The organism is Poriferisphaera corsica, assembly GCF_007747445.1.
GTDB classification, from domain to species: Bacteria; Planctomycetota; Phycisphaerae; order Phycisphaerales; family Phycisphaeraceae; genus Poriferisphaera; species Poriferisphaera corsica.
This window is the reverse complement of the sequence record NZ_CP036425.1, coordinates 2,545,397-2,561,696: the sequence shown is the minus strand read 5'-3', so window position 1 is coordinate 2,561,696 and position 16,300 is coordinate 2,545,397. Positions and strand designations below refer to the sequence as shown.

At 48.3% G+C, this 16,300-nt stretch carries 13 protein-coding genes; 10 read left to right on the top strand and 3 right to left on the bottom strand.

What is annotated here, in order from left to right; translation table 11 throughout:
* The first annotated feature begins 13 nt into the window (after positions 1 to 13).
* The 4 genes from mnmG (at position 14) to ilvC (ending at position 5,835) form a co-directional block, all read left to right on the top strand.
* Positions 14 to 1,885 carry a tRNA uridine-5-carboxymethylaminomethyl(34) synthesis enzyme MnmG gene (mnmG, locus tag KS4_RS10560; RefSeq protein ID WP_145077773.1) on the top strand — a complete coding sequence of 624 codons (1,872 nt, stop codon included), beginning with the start codon at positions 14 to 16 and terminating at the stop codon, positions 1,883 to 1,885.
* A gap of 341 nt (positions 1,886 to 2,226) precedes the next feature.
* Positions 2,227 to 3,747, top strand: coding sequence for a glucose-6-phosphate dehydrogenase (gene zwf, locus KS4_RS10555; RefSeq protein WP_145077771.1), 1,521 nt, complete (start codon positions 2,227 to 2,229; stop codon positions 3,745 to 3,747).
* A gap of 82 nt (positions 3,748 to 3,829) precedes the next feature.
* Positions 3,830 to 4,588: a 6-phosphogluconolactonase gene (gene pgl, locus KS4_RS10550; protein WP_145077770.1), complete on the top strand. Its 759-nt coding sequence runs from the start codon at positions 3,830 to 3,832 to the stop codon at positions 4,586 to 4,588.
* Between the two features lie 242 nt (positions 4,589 to 4,830).
* Complete coding sequence (gene ilvC, locus KS4_RS10545) at positions 4,831 to 5,835, top strand: ketol-acid reductoisomerase (RefSeq protein WP_234698790.1); 1,005 nt, start codon at positions 4,831 to 4,833, stop codon at positions 5,833 to 5,835.
* Between the two features lie 157 nt (positions 5,836 to 5,992).
* Here the strand turns inward: ilvC and KS4_RS10540 are convergent, their stop codons facing one another.
* Positions 5,993 to 6,793: a hypothetical protein gene (locus tag KS4_RS10540; RefSeq protein WP_145077768.1), complete on the bottom strand. Its 801-nt coding sequence runs from the start codon at positions 6,791 to 6,793 to the stop codon at positions 5,993 to 5,995.
* Positions 6,794 to 7,163: 370 nt separating this feature from the next.
* Positions 7,164 to 7,592, bottom strand: a complete 429-nt coding sequence (locus KS4_RS10535) for a VOC family protein (protein WP_145077766.1) — start codon at positions 7,590 to 7,592, stop codon at positions 7,164 to 7,166.
* 395 nt (positions 7,593 to 7,987) lie between these two features.
* On the opposite strand from KS4_RS10535, the gene KS4_RS10530 reads away from it, so the two are divergent.
* The 3 genes from KS4_RS10530 (at position 7,988) to KS4_RS10520 (ending at position 12,122) form a co-directional block, all read left to right on the top strand.
* Positions 7,988 to 8,854: a DNA/RNA non-specific endonuclease gene (locus KS4_RS10530; RefSeq protein ID WP_200761161.1), complete on the top strand. Its 867-nt coding sequence runs from the start codon at positions 7,988 to 7,990 to the stop codon at positions 8,852 to 8,854.
* Positions 8,855 to 8,965: 111 nt separating this feature from the next.
* On the top strand, positions 8,966 to 11,275 hold the full coding sequence (locus KS4_RS10525) for a thioredoxin domain-containing protein (RefSeq protein ID WP_145077762.1): 2,310 nt from the start codon (positions 8,966 to 8,968) through the stop codon (positions 11,273 to 11,275).
* A 28-nt stretch (positions 11,276 to 11,303) separates the two neighbouring features.
* Positions 11,304 to 12,122, top strand: coding sequence for a TatD family hydrolase (locus tag KS4_RS10520; protein ID WP_200761160.1), 819 nt, complete (start codon positions 11,304 to 11,306; stop codon positions 12,120 to 12,122).
* Positions 12,123 to 12,236: 114 nt separating this feature from the next.
* Here the strand turns inward: KS4_RS10520 and KS4_RS10515 are convergent, their stop codons facing one another.
* Positions 12,237 to 12,644: a PilZ domain-containing protein gene (locus KS4_RS10515; RefSeq protein WP_145077758.1), complete on the bottom strand. Its 408-nt coding sequence runs from the start codon at positions 12,642 to 12,644 to the stop codon at positions 12,237 to 12,239.
* A 269-nt stretch (positions 12,645 to 12,913) separates the two neighbouring features.
* Between KS4_RS10515 and KS4_RS10510 the strand changes: the two genes are divergently transcribed.
* The 3 genes from KS4_RS10510 (at position 12,914) to rph (ending at position 16,198) form a co-directional block, all read left to right on the top strand.
* A complete protein-coding gene (locus tag KS4_RS10510) occupies positions 12,914 to 14,458 on the top strand; it encodes a polysaccharide biosynthesis protein (RefSeq protein ID WP_145077756.1) in 1,545 nt (514 codons plus the stop codon).
* A 45-nt stretch (positions 14,459 to 14,503) separates the two neighbouring features.
* Positions 14,504 to 15,412: a hypothetical protein gene (locus tag KS4_RS10505; RefSeq protein ID WP_145077754.1), complete on the top strand. Its 909-nt coding sequence runs from the start codon at positions 14,504 to 14,506 to the stop codon at positions 15,410 to 15,412.
* 63 nt (positions 15,413 to 15,475) lie between these two features.
* Positions 15,476 to 16,198 carry a ribonuclease PH gene (gene rph / locus KS4_RS10500; protein ID WP_145077752.1) on the top strand — a complete coding sequence of 241 codons (723 nt, stop codon included), beginning with the start codon at positions 15,476 to 15,478 and terminating at the stop codon, positions 16,196 to 16,198.
* The last annotated feature ends 102 nt before the right edge of the window (positions 16,199 to 16,300 follow it).

The following is a 16,300-nucleotide window of genomic DNA, read 5'->3' as shown; positions in this document are numbered from 1 at the left end:
TAATCCCTCACCCATGACTAATAATCAGAAACAACTGGACAGTTATGACGTGATCGTCGTTGGTGGCGGGCATGCGGGGGCGGAGGCTGCGTGGGCTGCGGCGAACCTGACGAGAGAGCAGGGGGGGAGAGTTGCGCTGATTACGATCGATCCGGGGACGATTGGGGTGATGTCTTGTAATCCGGCGATTGGTGGTTTGGCGAAGGGGCAGATGGTTCGGGAGATTGATGCGCTGGGGGGCTTGATGGGGTTGGCGATTGATCGGACGGGGATTCAGTTTCGGATTTTGAATTTATCGAAGGGGCCGGCGGTGCGTGGGCCGCGAGCGCAGGCGGATAAATATTTGTATGCAGCCGAGGTGCAACGGTTATTGGGGACGCGGGAGAATCTGGACATCATTGCGGGGACGATTGACGACATCCATTTTGATGCGGTGACGAAACGGATTGAAGGGGTGACGTATTCGAGTGGTGGGAAGAACGTGACGCTGCGAACGAAGTCGTTGATTTTGACGACGGGGACGTTTATGCGGGGGCTGATGCATACGGGTGAAAGTCAGACGAAAGGGGGAAGAGTGGGTGAGGCGGCTGCGTATCCGATTTCAGGCGCATTACAGAAGTTGGGGTTGGAGTTGGGGCGGTTGAAGACGGGGACTCCGCCACGGATTGATGTGAAGACGATTGATTTTTCGTCATTGGAACGTCAGCCGGGTGATGAGAATCCTGTGCCGTTTTCAGATTTGACGGAACGGAGCGGGTTTCCGAAACAGAAGCAGGTGGATTGTTGGATTACGCATACGTGTGAGAAGTCGCATGAACTGATCCGGGCGAATTTGGATCGTGCGCCGATGTATAACGGTCAGATTGAGACGGCTGGGCCGCGGTATTGTCCTTCGATTGAGGACAAGGTTGTGCGGTTTGCGGATCGGCATTCGCATCATGTGTTTTTAGAGCCTGAGTCATTGTCGACGGACGAGATTTATTGCAATGGGATTTCGACGTCGCTGCCAGCGGATATTCAGCAGCAGGTTGTGAATGCGATGCCGGGGTGTGAGCGGGCGGTGATTTTGCGTCATGGTTATGCGATTGAGTATGACATGGTGTGGCCGCATCAGATTGATGCGACGACGATGGTGAAGACTGCGCCGGGGCTGTTTTTGGCGGGGCAGATCAATGGGACGTCAGGGTATGAAGAGGCGGGGGCGCAGGGGATGTTGGCGGGGATGAATGCGGTGAGGTTTAATGGTGGTGATGATTTGGTGCGGTTTACACGCGATCAGGCGTATTTGGGTGTGTTGATGGATGATTTGGTGACGAAGATACCCAGGGAGCCGTACCGGATGTTTACATCACGGGCGGAGTATCGCTTGTTGCTTCGTGCGGATAATACAGACTTCAGACTGACGCCGTTGGGGAGGGAGTTGGGGTTGGTGGATGATACGCGGTATGAGCATTTTGAACGAAAGAGGAAGGCGCGTGAGGCTTTGGAAGCGTATATGACTAACACGCGATTAGATGGTGATACGCTAATGCGGTCTGCGAGCAGGCCGCAGCTTAGCTGTGGTGAGTTTCTTGCGAAGCTGGGTGGGATGGAACATGGGTTAGGTGATGCGTCGCTGAATGAGGATTTGGTGACGACGGTGTTGGCTGATTTGCAATATGCGGGTTATATCGGTCGGCATAAGCGTCAGATTGATAAGTTGGCGGCACAGGAAGCGATGCCGATTCCGATGGATTTGGATTACACGGATATTACGGGGTTGCGGAATGAGGCTGCGCAGACGCTGAATAAGTTTGCTCCAGCGACATTGGGGCAGGCGGCGCGGTTGGCGGGTGTGACGCCGGCGGACTTGATGGTGGTTTCAGTGGCGCTTGCGCGGGTTTGAAGGAAGTGCTAGTTGTTAGTGCTAGTGCGAGAAACGCTTGGGATTGGAAGTGCATGGGGGCGTGGGTTTGAGGTTGATTGGGATTGGCTTTGACGGGAGGGGGTGTTGGTTGTACGACATCCAATGGCCGGCGGTCATGGGCTTGAAGTGAGTGAGGGAATGGGGCATTTCTTGGTTCTTTACGAGTGATTGAAATAAAACCGATAGAAAAGAAGTCATCAGTGTAATGATCCTGATGGTGAGGGCCTATAACGTGCGCAAAAGTCGGCTTGCCTTGTCGGACTGGTCACAGGGGTTTATGATCCACGCGGGAACGCAGTAAAAGAAACGCGAGAAAATTTATGCCTAATCAGAATACGAAGCCGCGATCGAATTGTTTGATTGTGATATTTGGAGCGTCGGGTGACTTGACGAAGCGGAAGTTGATTCCTGCGCTGTATTCGTTGTGGGATACGAATCAGTTGCCGGCCAATTTTGCGATCTTGGGTATTGCGCGCACAGCATACTCGGATGAGAAGTATCGTGACGAGCTGTATGAGTTTTCAGAGGGGAGTTACGACAAGGCGAAGTGGGGTGAGTTTTCGAAGCATCTTTATTATCACGCGGGGGACTCGACGGCGGAGGCTGATTGGGGCGATATCAAGGGGTATATGTGCGATCTGGCGAAGAAGCATGATTTAGGTGATAACCGGATATTTTACTTGTCGGTTGGCCCACAATTTTTTGAGCCGATCATTACGAATATTGGGAAGGCGGAGTTGGTGACGGAGGGGCGACGGTTCTGTTCCTTGTCGGATGATGTGCCATGGCAGCGGATTGTGGTTGAGAAGCCGTTTGGGTCTGATCCCGCGTCGGCTGTGAAGTTGAATCAGACGTTAGCGGCGGTATTTGATGAAGAGTCTATCTATCGGATAGATCATTACCTGGGTAAGGAATTGGTACAGAATTTGTTGGTGGTGAGGTTTGCGAATTCACTGTTCGAGCCACTCTGGAACCGTGAGTATATTGATCATGTTCAGATTACGGCGACAGAGACGGTGGGTGTTGAGGGCAGGGGTGCGTATTACGATTCACCTGCTGGTGGGGCGATGCGCGATATGATTCAGTCGCATTTATTGCAGGTGTTGTCGTTTATGGCGATGGAGCCGCCGGTGGCGTTTGAAGCGGATGATATCAGGACGGAAAAGAACAAGATATTTAAGGCGCTTCGGATTCCGAAGTATGACGATGTGCCACAGATTGCGGTGCGGGGTCAGTATGGGCAGGGACAGATTGGTGGGGAGCCTGTGATTGGGTATCGGGATGAGAAGGGTGTTGATGAGGAATCGCAGACGGATACGTTTGCGGCGTTGCAGTTGTATATTGATACGTGGCGGTGGGGTGGTGTGCCGTTTTATTTGAGGTCGGGGAAGGCGATGGCTGAGAAGAAGACGGAGATTGTGATTTACTTTAAACCGACGCCGCACTGCTTGTTTAAGGAACAGACGAAGAAGTTGAAGGCGAATCAGATCATTATCAATGTGCATCCGAATGAGGGGATCCGGCTGAGGTTTGAGGGGAAAGTGCCAGGGCTTGGGATGAATATTAAAGACGTGGTGATGGATTTTGATTACATTAAGCAGTGGCAGGTGAAGCCATCGGATGGTTATGCGATTTTGCTGAATGATGTGCTGCGTGGTGATCAGATGCTGTTTAAGCATCGTGATGAGATTGAGATTTCATGGAATGCTGTGCAGCCGGTGTTGGATTATTGGAAGGATAATCCGCAGGATGATTTGCCGAATTATAATGCAGGGACATGGGGGCCATCGGCAGCAGATATTATGATGGCGAGAGATAACCGGTATTGGCATAACTATTAACTAATCGTTGATTAGGTTGAGTATTGAGATGAAAGAAGCAGGCGACAAGCTTGCTAAGGCATAGATTGCAGAAATTAAGAACATGCTGAAACTTCCAGGAAAAATCGTTCACACAAAAGAGAAAGATGATCTTTATCATGAATTGGCGATTGCACTGATTGCGCATTCGCAGAAGGCGATAAAGGATCGTGGTGTGTTTCATTTAGCGTTGTCGGGTGGGTCGACGCCTGAGCCGTTTTATACGGATTTGATTATTGATCCGAGGTACCGTGGGATACCGTGGGAGCAGACGCATGTGTGGATTGTGGATGAACGACGGGTGGATGAGCATGATGATAAGTCGAATATCAAGATGATTAGGGAGTCATTGGTGGCTCACGTGCCAATTCCGGATGAGCAGATCCATTCGATGCATGCGGCGGCGGATCATGCGGATGATGATTATGAGATTGAATTGCGGAAGGTGTTTGGTGAAGCTGATGGTGAGGTAGGGGAGTTGCGTTTGGATTTTGTGGTGCTCGGAATGGGTGATGATTGTCATACGGCGTCGCTGTTTCCGAATTCAGGGGCAATTGATGAGACGGATCGACTGATTGTGATCAATGAGGGGGCGAATGTGACGCCGCCGGATCGGGTGACGATGACGTTTCCGTTATTGAATGCTGCGCGATATTTGGCTGTGCTGGTGACGGGGAAGAAAAAATTTGATGCGCTAGAGCGTGTCGCGACATTGAATCAATTGGGGCATCAGGACGTGCATAATGTGCCGATTTCGGGGATTAAGCCTGAGCTCGGTGAGCTGGTCTGGTATGTGGATCATCCGGCACTGTTGGGCGAGTAGGTAAATGGATGGTGGCAGGGGGAGTGAGAGCGATAAATATTGTATGTCGAGCTTGCCTCATGTTGATGACCGGCAAACACTTATGGCACGATTGAGGGTATGAATTGGGTATGATTTTGGGGTATGAGAGGTAGTCTTGAATTGGGAAAAGTGAGCGGCTGATTTGTCTAAATGGCGTATCAAGTATAGATTGTGTGACTCAAATGGATGGGGCAGGGATCAGACTACGGAGAATTACCAAAATGGCAATCGAAACACTGTATGACAAAGACGGCTCTCTGGACGGGCTGGCTGGCAAGACTGTGGCTGTACTCGGCTATGGCAGTCAGGGCCACGCTCACGCGCAAAACCTTCGTGATTCAGGCGTTAAGGTCATCGTCGCGAACCGCCGCGAGTCGGCTAACGGTAAGCTAGCGATCGAGCATGGCTTTGATCCGCTGCCAGTCGATGAGGCTGTGAAGCAGGCTGATGTTGTGATCTTTACGCTTCCGGATGAAGTTCAGCCTGAAGTTTATGAGAAGTCAGTTGTTCCACACTTGAAGGACGGCATGACGCTTGGCTTTACGCACGGCTTCAATATTCACTTCACGACAATTGAGCCCCCTAAGAATGTCAATGTTGTGATGGTTGCTCCAAAGGGCCCGGGTCACACGGTTCGCTGGGAATTTGAAAAAGGCGGCGGCGTGCCTAGCTTGATGTCGATCCATCAGGATGCAGACGGCAAGGCGAAAGATGTTGCGATGGCTTGGGCTATTGGCGTTGGCGGCGGCAAGGGCGGCATCATGGTCACTAGCTTTAAGGACGAGTGCGAGACTGACTTGTTCGGCGAGCAGGTTGTTCTGTGCGGCGGCTTAAGTGAGATGATCAAGAATGGCTTTGAAGTTTTGACTGAAGCTGGTTACCCACCAGAGATGGCATACTTTGAAGTTTGTCATGAACTTGAGTTGATTATCAACTTGATCAAACGCGGTGGTTTGAACTACATGCGTTATTCGATCTCAAACACGGCGGAATTCGGTGACTACTACACCGGTCCGAAGATTGTTGATGCTGATACGAAGAAGCGTATGGCTGATGCACTGAAGCATATTCAGGATGGCGGCTTTGCGAAAGCGTTCCGCGATGACTATGAAAAGGGCTTCCCTTGGTTTAAACAGCAGAAAGAAAAAGATCGCAATCATCCTGTCGAGCAGGTTGGCAAAGAGCTTCGCAGCATGATGCCTTGGCTCGATCCCGTTGAGATGTAAATTGCGAGCTAAGGTTAGAGCGAAAATTGTTCTAATTTAATAGCGAATATAAGGCCCGTTCATTGTTTGCAATGAGCGGGTTTTTAATTTGTTACTTTCAATGATAAAGAGCCACGAGAAGTGGCTCTTATGTGCGAAGAGATTTGAGAGAGAGCGTCTATGCTGCGAGGCGAGATGATCGGCGAGGGCGTGTGATGAGGGCAGAGAAGCCGAGGAGTATGAGTGTGGCGGATGCGGGTTCGGGGACTGCGGGGGTTGGTGTGTTAGGCAGCTCTACGAAGGTTCGTTCGGGCATGATATTGAGTGGTGGGCCGGTAATATCGTAGTTGTCGTAGAGTGCGTCGAAGCTTGGGATGTAGGCATCCCAGCCAGCACCGGATGCGAGAGGGTCGATGATGGGTGCGGCGATTTCAAGTTGGGGGATGGCTTTTTTGAGGATGGCCCAGACGCCGCCGAGTACCATATTTTCAGACCAGCCGAGGAAACCTTTGCCGTTTTGCTTCATGTATTTGGAGAAGATGTATTCGAGTTTCTCGTCGATTTTTTTCAGTGGTGCAACTGCGTCAGTGAAATCAAAATTCTGGTAGATGCCGCGACGGGTGTCACGGGCGAGTGTCATGCGAGCGAACCCGTCCATGAATGTATTGTCGAGTGAGTGGCCGAAGTCGGCGACGACACTGGCGTAGTGTTTGGAGATATCACCGTTTTTGTCAGTACGCCAAAGACTGGCACGCATGCTGTTTGTGCCCATGAGTTGGTTGAGATCAGGCGTGTTATCTTTCCAGTATGCGTAGACTTTTTGTGTTCCATCGCCGACATTAGCGACGGTGGCATTGACGTCTTGATTGATGTAGTCGAATTCGAACATAAAACCGGCATGTGATTTTGTCGTTATTGCAAGGAGTGTGATGGTTGCGATCGTTAGGTATGCGAGTTTATGCAGTTGGGTACTTCTCATTTGAGTGTCCTCTTGTAGGAAAGTAAAAGAAATTATTGAGTGTGATTGTGGACTGGCGCGGGATCGCCGTGAACAAGAGGGTGAGTCGCCTGTCGTCACTCATACATTCAAACTGTTATTTGTATGTGTGCAGAATATCCATTGTTAAGGTGCTGAAGCAATAGACAATTAAGGCAATATTAATATTTCTTTATCTTCTATAAGGGTATATCGGGTTGACTAGAAGATTGATGGTTGGCGTATAGAAATGACCATTTATGTAGATGCGTAGACGATAATATCTAATCGATAGATAGTGTCGATTTAAATGCGATTAAGAGTGGTTTTGAGGTTGTTTGTATGTGTGAGTGTGAAAGGGATACTCAAGTGGCTATGAGGTTGTTTCTTCAGGCTCAGTAAAGAATTGCTTGTATTCATCTGAAGGTTCAATGAGGTGATATATGTAGATGTGAATTCCTGCGGGATCTTTGACGGAGAAGCCGCGATCGCCCCATGGATGATCTTCTAATGGCATGACAATTTCAAGTCCGGCTTGTATGATAAGTTTTTTGTGAAATTCATCTGAGGATGGGACGTCGATGTTGAAGGCTAATCCATTTCCCTGGAAGAGGGATTGCCGGGGGGAGCGAGGGGACATGAATTGAATTGAGGTGACGTCTCGATCTGAGGTATTCAAGGTCAGATTGATCAGCCAATCGCAATCGAAAGTAATAGTCGCACCGAAGTGCTTGGTATAGAACTTACGGCACTCATTTAGCTTATCGGTTATGACGCATGGCGAGACATTGGTTGGCTTCATGGTGGATCTTCCGCTAGACCAATCTGTATTTATCAATCTCATGGTGAATTGTAGCTTTGGGATTGAAGTGTGTGTAGACAACTTGCGTTAAAGATGGAGTTGATTCGATGGGTTTGGAGGAGGATATTAATTTCATCGATATTAACGGACGGTCTCGCGTAAAATGGGTTAAACTCTGAATTACTGAGGGAAATCAGAGGCTGTATTCATTAAGGGATATTCGGATGAAACGATCGCAAAAAGTATGGATGTGTCTGGTAACCATTTTTATTTTCACTTTAAGCGGATGTGCATTTGAAGGTACTAACACGCGGATAGATTATGAGCGTGTTTCAAAGAATCAGGATCATCGTAGGGCCTCGGTTTCAGTTGAAAAGCTTGTAGAGGCGCCAAGCTTGAATCAGGATCGTGATGGTATAACTGAAGAGGTGATCAAAAAGCAGGTTGATTGGGGTGATGGTAGCTTTGATCAAGGTTTAGAGTATCCGCATGTGGTGTTTGGCGAGCCGGGGTATAGGGGGCATCTTGAGGGTGTGACGCGAGTCAGGAAATATCATGGATTTTCAGTCTATTATGATGGTAGAGCTTTGGGGTCACGATGGACAGGGATTAAATTGACCGCTGAGATGGTGGATCGCGGGGGCGAGATTAGCCGAAAGGGCTGGCGTTTTAAAAAGGATAGTTGGCTAGAAAAACAGGGGTATCAGGTTAGTCAACATAAGGATTATAATAATGAGAAGGGGAAGCGGGTTTGGGATAGAGGGCATATGGTTTCGTTTGATGATTCGCGTGGATGGGGGGAAGCAAGTGCTCGGGATTCGTTTTATACGAGTAATGTCTGGCCACAGTTGGGAGTGCTAAATCAGCGGGCATGGTTGAGATTAGAAGAGGTCTGTACGGAATATGCACGTGATTATGGTGTGGTTTGGGTTTTGACGGGGCCTGTGTTTGAGGGTGAAGGAAAGACGATTGGTCGCGCATTTTTGAGTGGCCGAAAGGTTTGGGGGCCTGATGGGTTTTATAAGGTCTTGGTCAGAGGAAGTAAGGATGGAGGCATAGAAGTACTGGCGTTCTACCTGCCTCAGAAGGGAAGTAATGTGAGTGGTATAGATTTGCAGAGGTATGTGGTGAGTATTGATGAGGTGGAGGCGATGACAGGATTGGATTTTTTACATGAGATTGAGGATAGCTTAGAGGAATTGATTGAGTCAGAGCGTGGTGTGATGTGGGCAGATATAAAGGGTAGAGGTAAGGGTTTTTAGTAGTCGTGTTGCTTGTCATCAGTCGGCCATTATCTCCTTTGTCAGGTAGAGTATAACACTGCTGCATGTACGGTAATTTAAACTAATCTCAGAATTCTAGGATTCTAACTTATGAATAGGCATAAAGGTCAGAACAGGCTTGGTCAAGAGGGAAGTTTGTATTTACGCCAGCATGCGGAGAATCCAGTGCATTGGTGGGCATGGGGTGAGGAGGCTGTTGAGGAGGCGAAGCGACGAGATGTGCCACTTTTTGTGAGTGTGGGGTATTCGACTTGTTATTGGTGTCATGTGATGGAGCGAGAGGTATTTGAGAATGAACGTATTGCAGAGTTGATGAATGAGCGACTGGTTTGTGTGAAAGTCGACCGGGAAGAAAGAGGGGATGTGGATGGGGTGTATATGATGGCAACGCAGTTGATGACGGGGAGTGGGGGGTGGCCGATGAATGTGTTTTTAGATCATGAATTGAGACCGTTTTATTGTGGGACTTATTTTCCGCCTGAGGGGAAATGGGGAAAACCGGGCTTTGGCGATGTGGTACTGGGGATGAGTGATGCATGGGCTAATCGAAAGATAGATGTGGAAGACCAGGCGGTAAAACTAGCGGATGCGGTGAAGAAGGCGATGCGTGGCCGTGGGATGCAGGGCAGGGGTTTGGATGATGGCGTGATTGTTCAGGCAATACGAGGATTGATGAGGCGATACGATACGGAGTGGTGTGGGTTTGATGGTGGGAGTGGTCAAGGAGGGGGCGGCCCGAAATTTCCGCAACCCGTGATATTAGAGGGACTGATTGAGGCGTGGGGTTGGGAGGAAGATGAGGGTGTGAAAGGTGAGATGTGGGAGATGGTGCGAGAAACACTATTGATGATGGCCAGTGGTGGGATATACGATCATTTGGGTGGCGGGTTCCATCGCTATTCAGTGGATAGAGCGTGGGTGGTGCCGCATTTTGAGAAGATGGGATATGATCAGGGGCAATTGCTGAGTTTATATGCGCGGGCATTTGAGATTGAAGAAAATGAAAACGCAAAGCGTGAATATAGCCGTGTGATGCATGGGACGTGTTTGTATTTGATAGAGCAGATGCAAGACGTGAATGGTTTGTTTTTTAGTGCTGAGGATGCTGAAGTTAATGGTTGGGAAGGAAAAAATTATGTTTGGACAAAGGAAGAGGTTCATGAGGCGATTGGAGATGAGCGTTTAGAGAAAGTGGCACTGAGCTTCTTTGGTTTTCGATCTGGTGCGAACTTTAATGATCCACATCATCCTGAGGCTCAGGCTACGAATGTGCTTGTACGCGTTGATTTGAGAGATGGCGGTTATGAAGAGATTGATGAGGTTGATTATGCAGAAATTGTACGATTGATGAAGATAGCTAGAGATCAACGTAAGCAGGCTATGAGCGATGAGAAAGTGATTGTGAGTTGGAATGGCCTTATTGCAGGTGGGCTCGCTGATGCTGGGCGGGTTTTGGGTGAGGCTAAATATGTCGATGCTGCAAAAAAATGCATTGGTGCTTTGATGAAGTATATGGTTGTTGATGGCCAGTTGAATCGGATTAAGAATGGTGAGTGTGTGAGCGGAAAGGCGATGCTTGAAGATTACGCAACGCTAATGCATGGATTGATTAGGTTGATCAGAGCTGATGTTGAATCTAAAGAGCAATATCAGACTATGCTGCAAGATTTGCATGAGCAGGTATTAAGAAAATTTGAGGATGAAGCGAATGGTGGGTATTACGATGTTGAGGATGATGGTGGATTGTTTGTGCGATGCCAATCCGTAAGTGATGGAGCGATGCCTAGTGGGGTCGGTATGATGGTGCTAAATGGTTTGGATTTATTTGGTTTAACAGGAGAGGATCAGTATGCGAATCGCGTCGTGAAAGATTTGCGACGATACAGTGAAGAAATTCATGGATACGGCTCGGGTGTTATGGGATTAATCCAATCGCTGATTAGAAGTCAACAAATCCTACCATCAAATTTCTTGGATCAATTGATGCATACTTCAAATTCAGTGGAAACAAAAGATGAAACGGACGCATGGCAGGTTATGGTTGGTGTTCGAAAGCAGAATGAAAGAAAATATGAGCTTCGGCTAAACTTGCCCGAGGGTGGATATATTTACGGCTCTCAAGCAGAGGAGAGTGGCTTTATTGGGTTAGATGTGACATTGTCAAAGGATGATATTGAACGCGGTTGGGCGGTGGGTGTGAACTATCCTCCGACGCATCCGAAACGGATAGGGGATGGGGCGACGATGATGGAGATTGAGGTTTATGAAGGGGAAGTTGTGGTTGAATTGGAGATTAGCTGTGGTGGAGAGGGGCTTTTAGAAAGTGCGGTTTTACAATATCAGTTGTGTAGAGATAATCAATGTATGGGGCCGGTGCAACGACTAATTGATTTAAAGTGAAAGATGGGGGCTGAGAGGTTGTGAACACGTGATAGATACACATTGCCATTTGACGTATGACGGATTGGCTGAACGCGAAGTGGAAGTTGTTGCGGATGCGAATTCGGCTGGTGTTGATCGGATGATTAGCGTTGGGACGACTGCAGCGGATGCGGCGAAAGCGATTGAAGTTGCGAAGCGGCATTCGTGTGTCTTTGCAACGGTGGGTGTGCATCCGCATTATGCTGAGGGCTCTGAGGATGAAGCGGCATTTAAGACGGGTTTACGATCTGTTCTGGACAATTGGCAAGCCAAGAAGGTTGTTGCGCTAGGGGAGATGGGATTGGATTGGCATTATCCTGACCCACCTGCAGAAGATCAGCGACGTGCTTTTGCATGGCAGTTGGAATTAGCGAAAGAGCAGGAATATTGTGGGTTGCCGATTGTGATTCATAATCGGAAGGCGACGGATGATGTGATCGGTATGATTCGAGAAGCTGGGATTGATGGGAAGCGTTTTGTTTTTCACTGTTTTACTGGGGATGTGGTGGACGTGAAAAAGATTCTGGATTTGGGAGCAATGGTCGGCTTTACTGGGATTGTTACTTTTAAGAATGCGGTTGAGATTGCGGAGGCCAGTGATCTCGTGCCATTAGATCGAATGTTTATTGAAACGGATTCACCGTATTTGACACCTGTGCCCTATCGCAAGATTAGAACTAATGAACCGAAGTACGTGGTGCATACAGCGGCGTTTTTAGCAAAAAGACGAGGTATATCAATTGATAATTTCATATTATCTGTTGATGCAAATGCTGAACGATTTTTTGACTTGAATAAAGTACTGCATGACAAGCAAAAAATTTAGTGTATTCAAAAGCCACATGATTGGTTTGGGGTGTATGGCGTGTAGGCTATAGATACGACAGAAAAAACGCTGCCATATGGCAGCGTTTTTGAGTGATGGCTTGGTTCGGTTTGTTTAGGCGGCCCGTGATGGAGCGTCTTCAGGGAGGAAGCCGCGGTAGTTGATGTATTGTTGTAACTTGATGCGTTCATTGATGGAGCCGAACTCGTTGAATGCGAGTCCCATGCGTACGGGGCCGCATTCGTCGTCGGTGTGCATTCTGATGATGGTGCCGGACGCGGAGAAGGTCAGCTGTGATGAGCCGGGTAGCATGATTTTGACTTCTACCTGTTCGCCGGGCTCGAGTGGGAAGTCGAGTTCGAATCGTATGCCAGACATTGAGATGTCGTAGATGTGGCCTGTCCTGTCAAAATGAGGAGCGTCAAGCTTTCGCAGTCGAAGGAGGGTGTACATAGCGGGAAGGGGGATGCGTGGGTGTTCGCGTCCTTCGTGCTGGGCTTGTGGGCCTAAAGTTAATGGCATGATTCAATACTCCTGGATCGTCCTGGATCCACAAAATCTCGTCCGTATATTTGCGCCGGAAATGGATGAATCTGGCAAACGAGAGAGATTACAGATATCACCAATATTTCAATGACGTGTATCAGATTATGGCCTGATAGTTTTGGTATCGACAAGAACTGGTAATCGGTTTAGACGTTACAGGCGAAAAAAGCGGAAAATTATGGACTTTTTTTAGAAGGGTGTTTGGTGGGTGGAGGATACGGGGTGGGGAGGCCGATAAATATTGCATGGAAGAGCCAGTAAACGTGAAAATGAGTGGTTATGGGGGGCGTGGGCGGGTTGCATTGGTCGTGGGGACAGCGTTGAGTGTGGGGCAGTTATCGCATTGCTTAAAAGTGGTTGATGATTGCCCCGTGTTATTGGGCTGTTTGACGGTTCGCGGAGCGGGGGAAGAGGCTGAGTTGGGGATGCGTTTACTAGGCGGTTTAGAGCGGCTTAGAGAGGTGCTTGAGAAGTCGGGTGTGGGGTTAGTTTTGGTGAGTTTGCCGATGAGCATGGGGGAAGAATTACGGGGTGTGACCAGAGATTTAGATAGAATCGGGGTGAATTGGTGTTATATGCCAACGCTGAGTGATCAGCTCAATGGTCGCAGCGATGTGCGTGGGGCGGAGCATCTGCATCTGGGTGGTGGGAAGGTGTCACTGAATAGCCGCGAGCCGCTGGATGTGGCAAAGCTGATTGATCGGCAGCCGCGACCGTTGGATGAGAAACCGATTGAAAGCATTATTAGCAGTAAGACGGTGTTGATTACAGGGGCGGGTGGTTCAATCGGCAGTGAGATTGCGCGGATTGTCTGCAGGTTCAGGCCGAGTAAGTTGGTGTTGATGGATCGATCGGAGAACAGCTTATTCGAGATTGATCGTGAACTGCGGCGGGTATACGGTGAGGTGGAAGTGCGGACGGTGTTGGGTGATATTACCAAGCGTGAGCGAACCAGTGATTTAGTTGGGGCGGAGAAGCCGGATGTGATTTTCCATGCGGCTGCTCATAAACACGTGCCCATGATGGAGGGGCATCCGAGTGAGGCGGTCGAGAATAATTATTTTGGCACGAAGAATGTGGCGGACGCTGCGGCTAAGTGGGGTGTTGAGCGGATGGTGATGATCTCATCGGATAAAGCGGTGAATCCGTCGAGTGTGATGGGGGCGACGAAACGGTTGGCAGAGCTTTATGTGCAATGGATGAATAGTCAGAGCGAAACGATCTTTACAATGGTTCGCTTTGGTAATGTTTTGGGTAGTGCGTGTAGCGTGTTGCCGATCTGGAGTGAGCAGTTAGGCAGAGGCGGGCCGGTGACGGTGACGGATGATCGTATGACGCGGTACTTCATGACGATACCTGAAGCCGCAGGGTTAGTGCTTCAGGCGGGGGCGTATGCTGAGGGTGGCGAAGTGTTTTTGCTAGACATGGGGCAGCCGATTCGAATTATGGATATGGCGAAACGGTTTGTCATCGCAATGGGTTTCGAGCCAGATGTTGATGTGAAGATTGATGTGACAGGGGCGAGGCCAGGCGAGAAGTTGTTTGAAGAGTTAGCTTATGATGGTGAGATGATGGGGCAAACACCGCATGAAAGTATTCGGGTTTGGGGCATGGAGAGCCCAGAGGACGAACAAGTGCAGCAGATGATTCAGTTGTTTAAAGGGTTACGATCAGGCAATGAGCGAGGCTTATGGGGCGGTGTAAAGAAGGATGCAGTCTTGTGTGCAATATGGGACAGCGTGCCAGAGGTAGCAGAGACGAAAAGTTTAGCGAACACGCAAAGTTCTTAATATGCAATTAATTTATAATTGAGATCATCCTGAATTCGAGAAAATATGATGAAGATCAATTGTTTTTTTGTGTGTATATTTAGCCTTTCTTTGGGATTTTATTCAGCATTGCTGTATGCTGAAGATTCGGATGAGAAGCGAGAAAAGCAGTCAATCCAATACGATTATTCAGACGCAAAAAAATTAGCTGAATTGATGGCTAAGTCAATGGAATCTGATTTACCTTTACATGCACATGTACGTCATGAGAGTATTAGTTTTCATAACAATCATACCGAGATTATTGATGTGATTGGCGAAGACAGTTGGATCGGTATCAAGAAGCCGTACTCAGCTACTGTTGAAGAAATCGTTATTCATCGCCAAGAAAAATCACTTCTTTGGCGGTATAAAAAATCTGTAATGTATAAAAGAATAGGAAGCATGATTATAGATCTCAATGTGATATGGGATGGGGAAAATGGCTATATGTTCAGCCAGCAAGAGAAGAGGGGTAAACGAATGGTACCACAGGATCTTGAGATTTTGCCGAGTGGTTTGTTACCAGAAATTGAGAAACTGGGGGCTAATGGGCTGGGAAGTTTACTCGAATCGGGTGATCGATTTGAGGTTGAGGAACTGAAGCATGATGGCAGGCGAATCATTGTATTAACGCAATTTGATTCGGATGATGTGTTTAAGTATTGGATTGATCCGGCAGTAAACCCAATTGTGCCTCAGCGAGTGATTTTCTTAATGGGTGTTGCTGAAGGAAAATCTGTGCCAGAGATGGATATTATGATTCGAAATCAAGTACGGCGTCCCGATCAATCGTGGTTGATTACAGAGTATGCCGTGAACAATATGAGCTCGCGTGAACAGTTTAAAGCTGTAATTGATCCCATAAGTTTTGAGATGAAAGATAAATCGTTTTTTGAAATGAAGATTCCCGAAGATATCGAATTTATTGAGTGATCGTTCATGTTGGGTATCAGGGCAGGGGTTGCAGATGTGTTCTGATTCGTGACAATGTGATGCATGGCAACAACCACACAGAAAAAACGGCGTGCAAATGCACTAAGAGATGTTAAGGTCAGTCAATTTCCAGGAGCTGCTCCCGGCAGTATCTTGATCGAGATGGGAGAAACAAAAATCATCTGTACTGCGAGTGTGGCTAGTGATCCGCCGCGTTGGTTGCCTAAGGATGAAGAGGGGAATTTCGTCAAGGGTTGGGTGACGGCAGAATACAATATGCTTCCCGGCAGTACGCCAGACCGTAAGCGGCGTGGAAATGATTCGCGTGGAACAGAAATTCAACGGTTGATTGGCCGCGCTCTGCGAGCCGCTGTGGATCTGAAAAAAATGCCGGGTGTTGCGATCACTTGTGATTGTGATGTCATTAAAGCTGACGGTGGTACGCGTACCGCTTCGATTACTGGGGCTTGGATCGCGCTGAGCAAAGCTGTCCAATGGGCGATGTCAGAGGGATTGATTGAAAAGAACCCTATCAAAGGTCCCATGGCAGCTATTAGCGTTGGTATCATCGACGGGCAGGCTTTCCTCGATTTAGATTATGAACTTGATGTGCGTGCAGAGGTGGACATGAATGTCGCGATGAACCACAAGGGGCAATTCGTTGAGGTACAGGGGACGGGAGAGGCTGGTGTCTTTAGCCGAGCTGAGCTCGATGAGATGATGGATTTGGCAGAAAAGGGTATCAAGAAGCTCATTAAGGTCCAAAAGGCGGCATTGAAATCATAATTTATTGGTTTGTAAGAGGATATGAATCTTTTTCGAACTCGTGAAGAAGGGTGTTCGTATGATCAGCAGGCCCGTTTGGAGGGGCTGCCATTTGTCTGCATA

Coding starts and splice junctions, on each gene's coding strand:
- pgl (WP_145077770.1), top strand. CDS start 3,830: ATGCTGAAACTTCCAGGAAAAATCGTTCACACAAAAGAGAAAGATGAT.
- ilvC (WP_234698790.1), top strand. CDS start 4,831: ATGGCAATCGAAACACTGTATGACAAAGACGGCTCTCTGGACGGGCTG.
- KS4_RS10510 (WP_145077756.1), top strand. CDS start 12,914: ATGGAAGAGCCAGTAAACGTGAAAATGAGTGGTTATGGGGGGCGTGGG.
- KS4_RS10515 (WP_145077758.1), bottom strand. CDS start 12,644: ATGCCATTAACTTTAGGCCCACAAGCCCAGCACGAAGGACGCGAACAC.
- rph (WP_145077752.1), top strand. CDS start 15,476: ATGGCAACAACCACACAGAAAAAACGGCGTGCAAATGCACTAAGAGAT.
- KS4_RS10535 (WP_145077766.1), bottom strand. CDS start 7,592: ATGAAGCCAACCAATGTCTCGCCATGCGTCATAACCGATAAGCTAAAT.
- zwf (WP_145077771.1), top strand. CDS start 2,227: ATGCCTAATCAGAATACGAAGCCGCGATCGAATTGTTTGATTGTGATA.
- KS4_RS10540 (WP_145077768.1), bottom strand. CDS start 6,793: ATGAGAAGTACCCAACTGCATAAACTCGCATACCTAACGATCGCAACC.
- KS4_RS10505 (WP_145077754.1), top strand. CDS start 14,504: ATGATGAAGATCAATTGTTTTTTTGTGTGTATATTTAGCCTTTCTTTG.
- mnmG (WP_145077773.1), top strand. CDS start 14: ATGACTAATAATCAGAAACAACTGGACAGTTATGACGTGATCGTCGTT.
- KS4_RS10525 (WP_145077762.1), top strand. CDS start 8,966: ATGAATAGGCATAAAGGTCAGAACAGGCTTGGTCAAGAGGGAAGTTTG.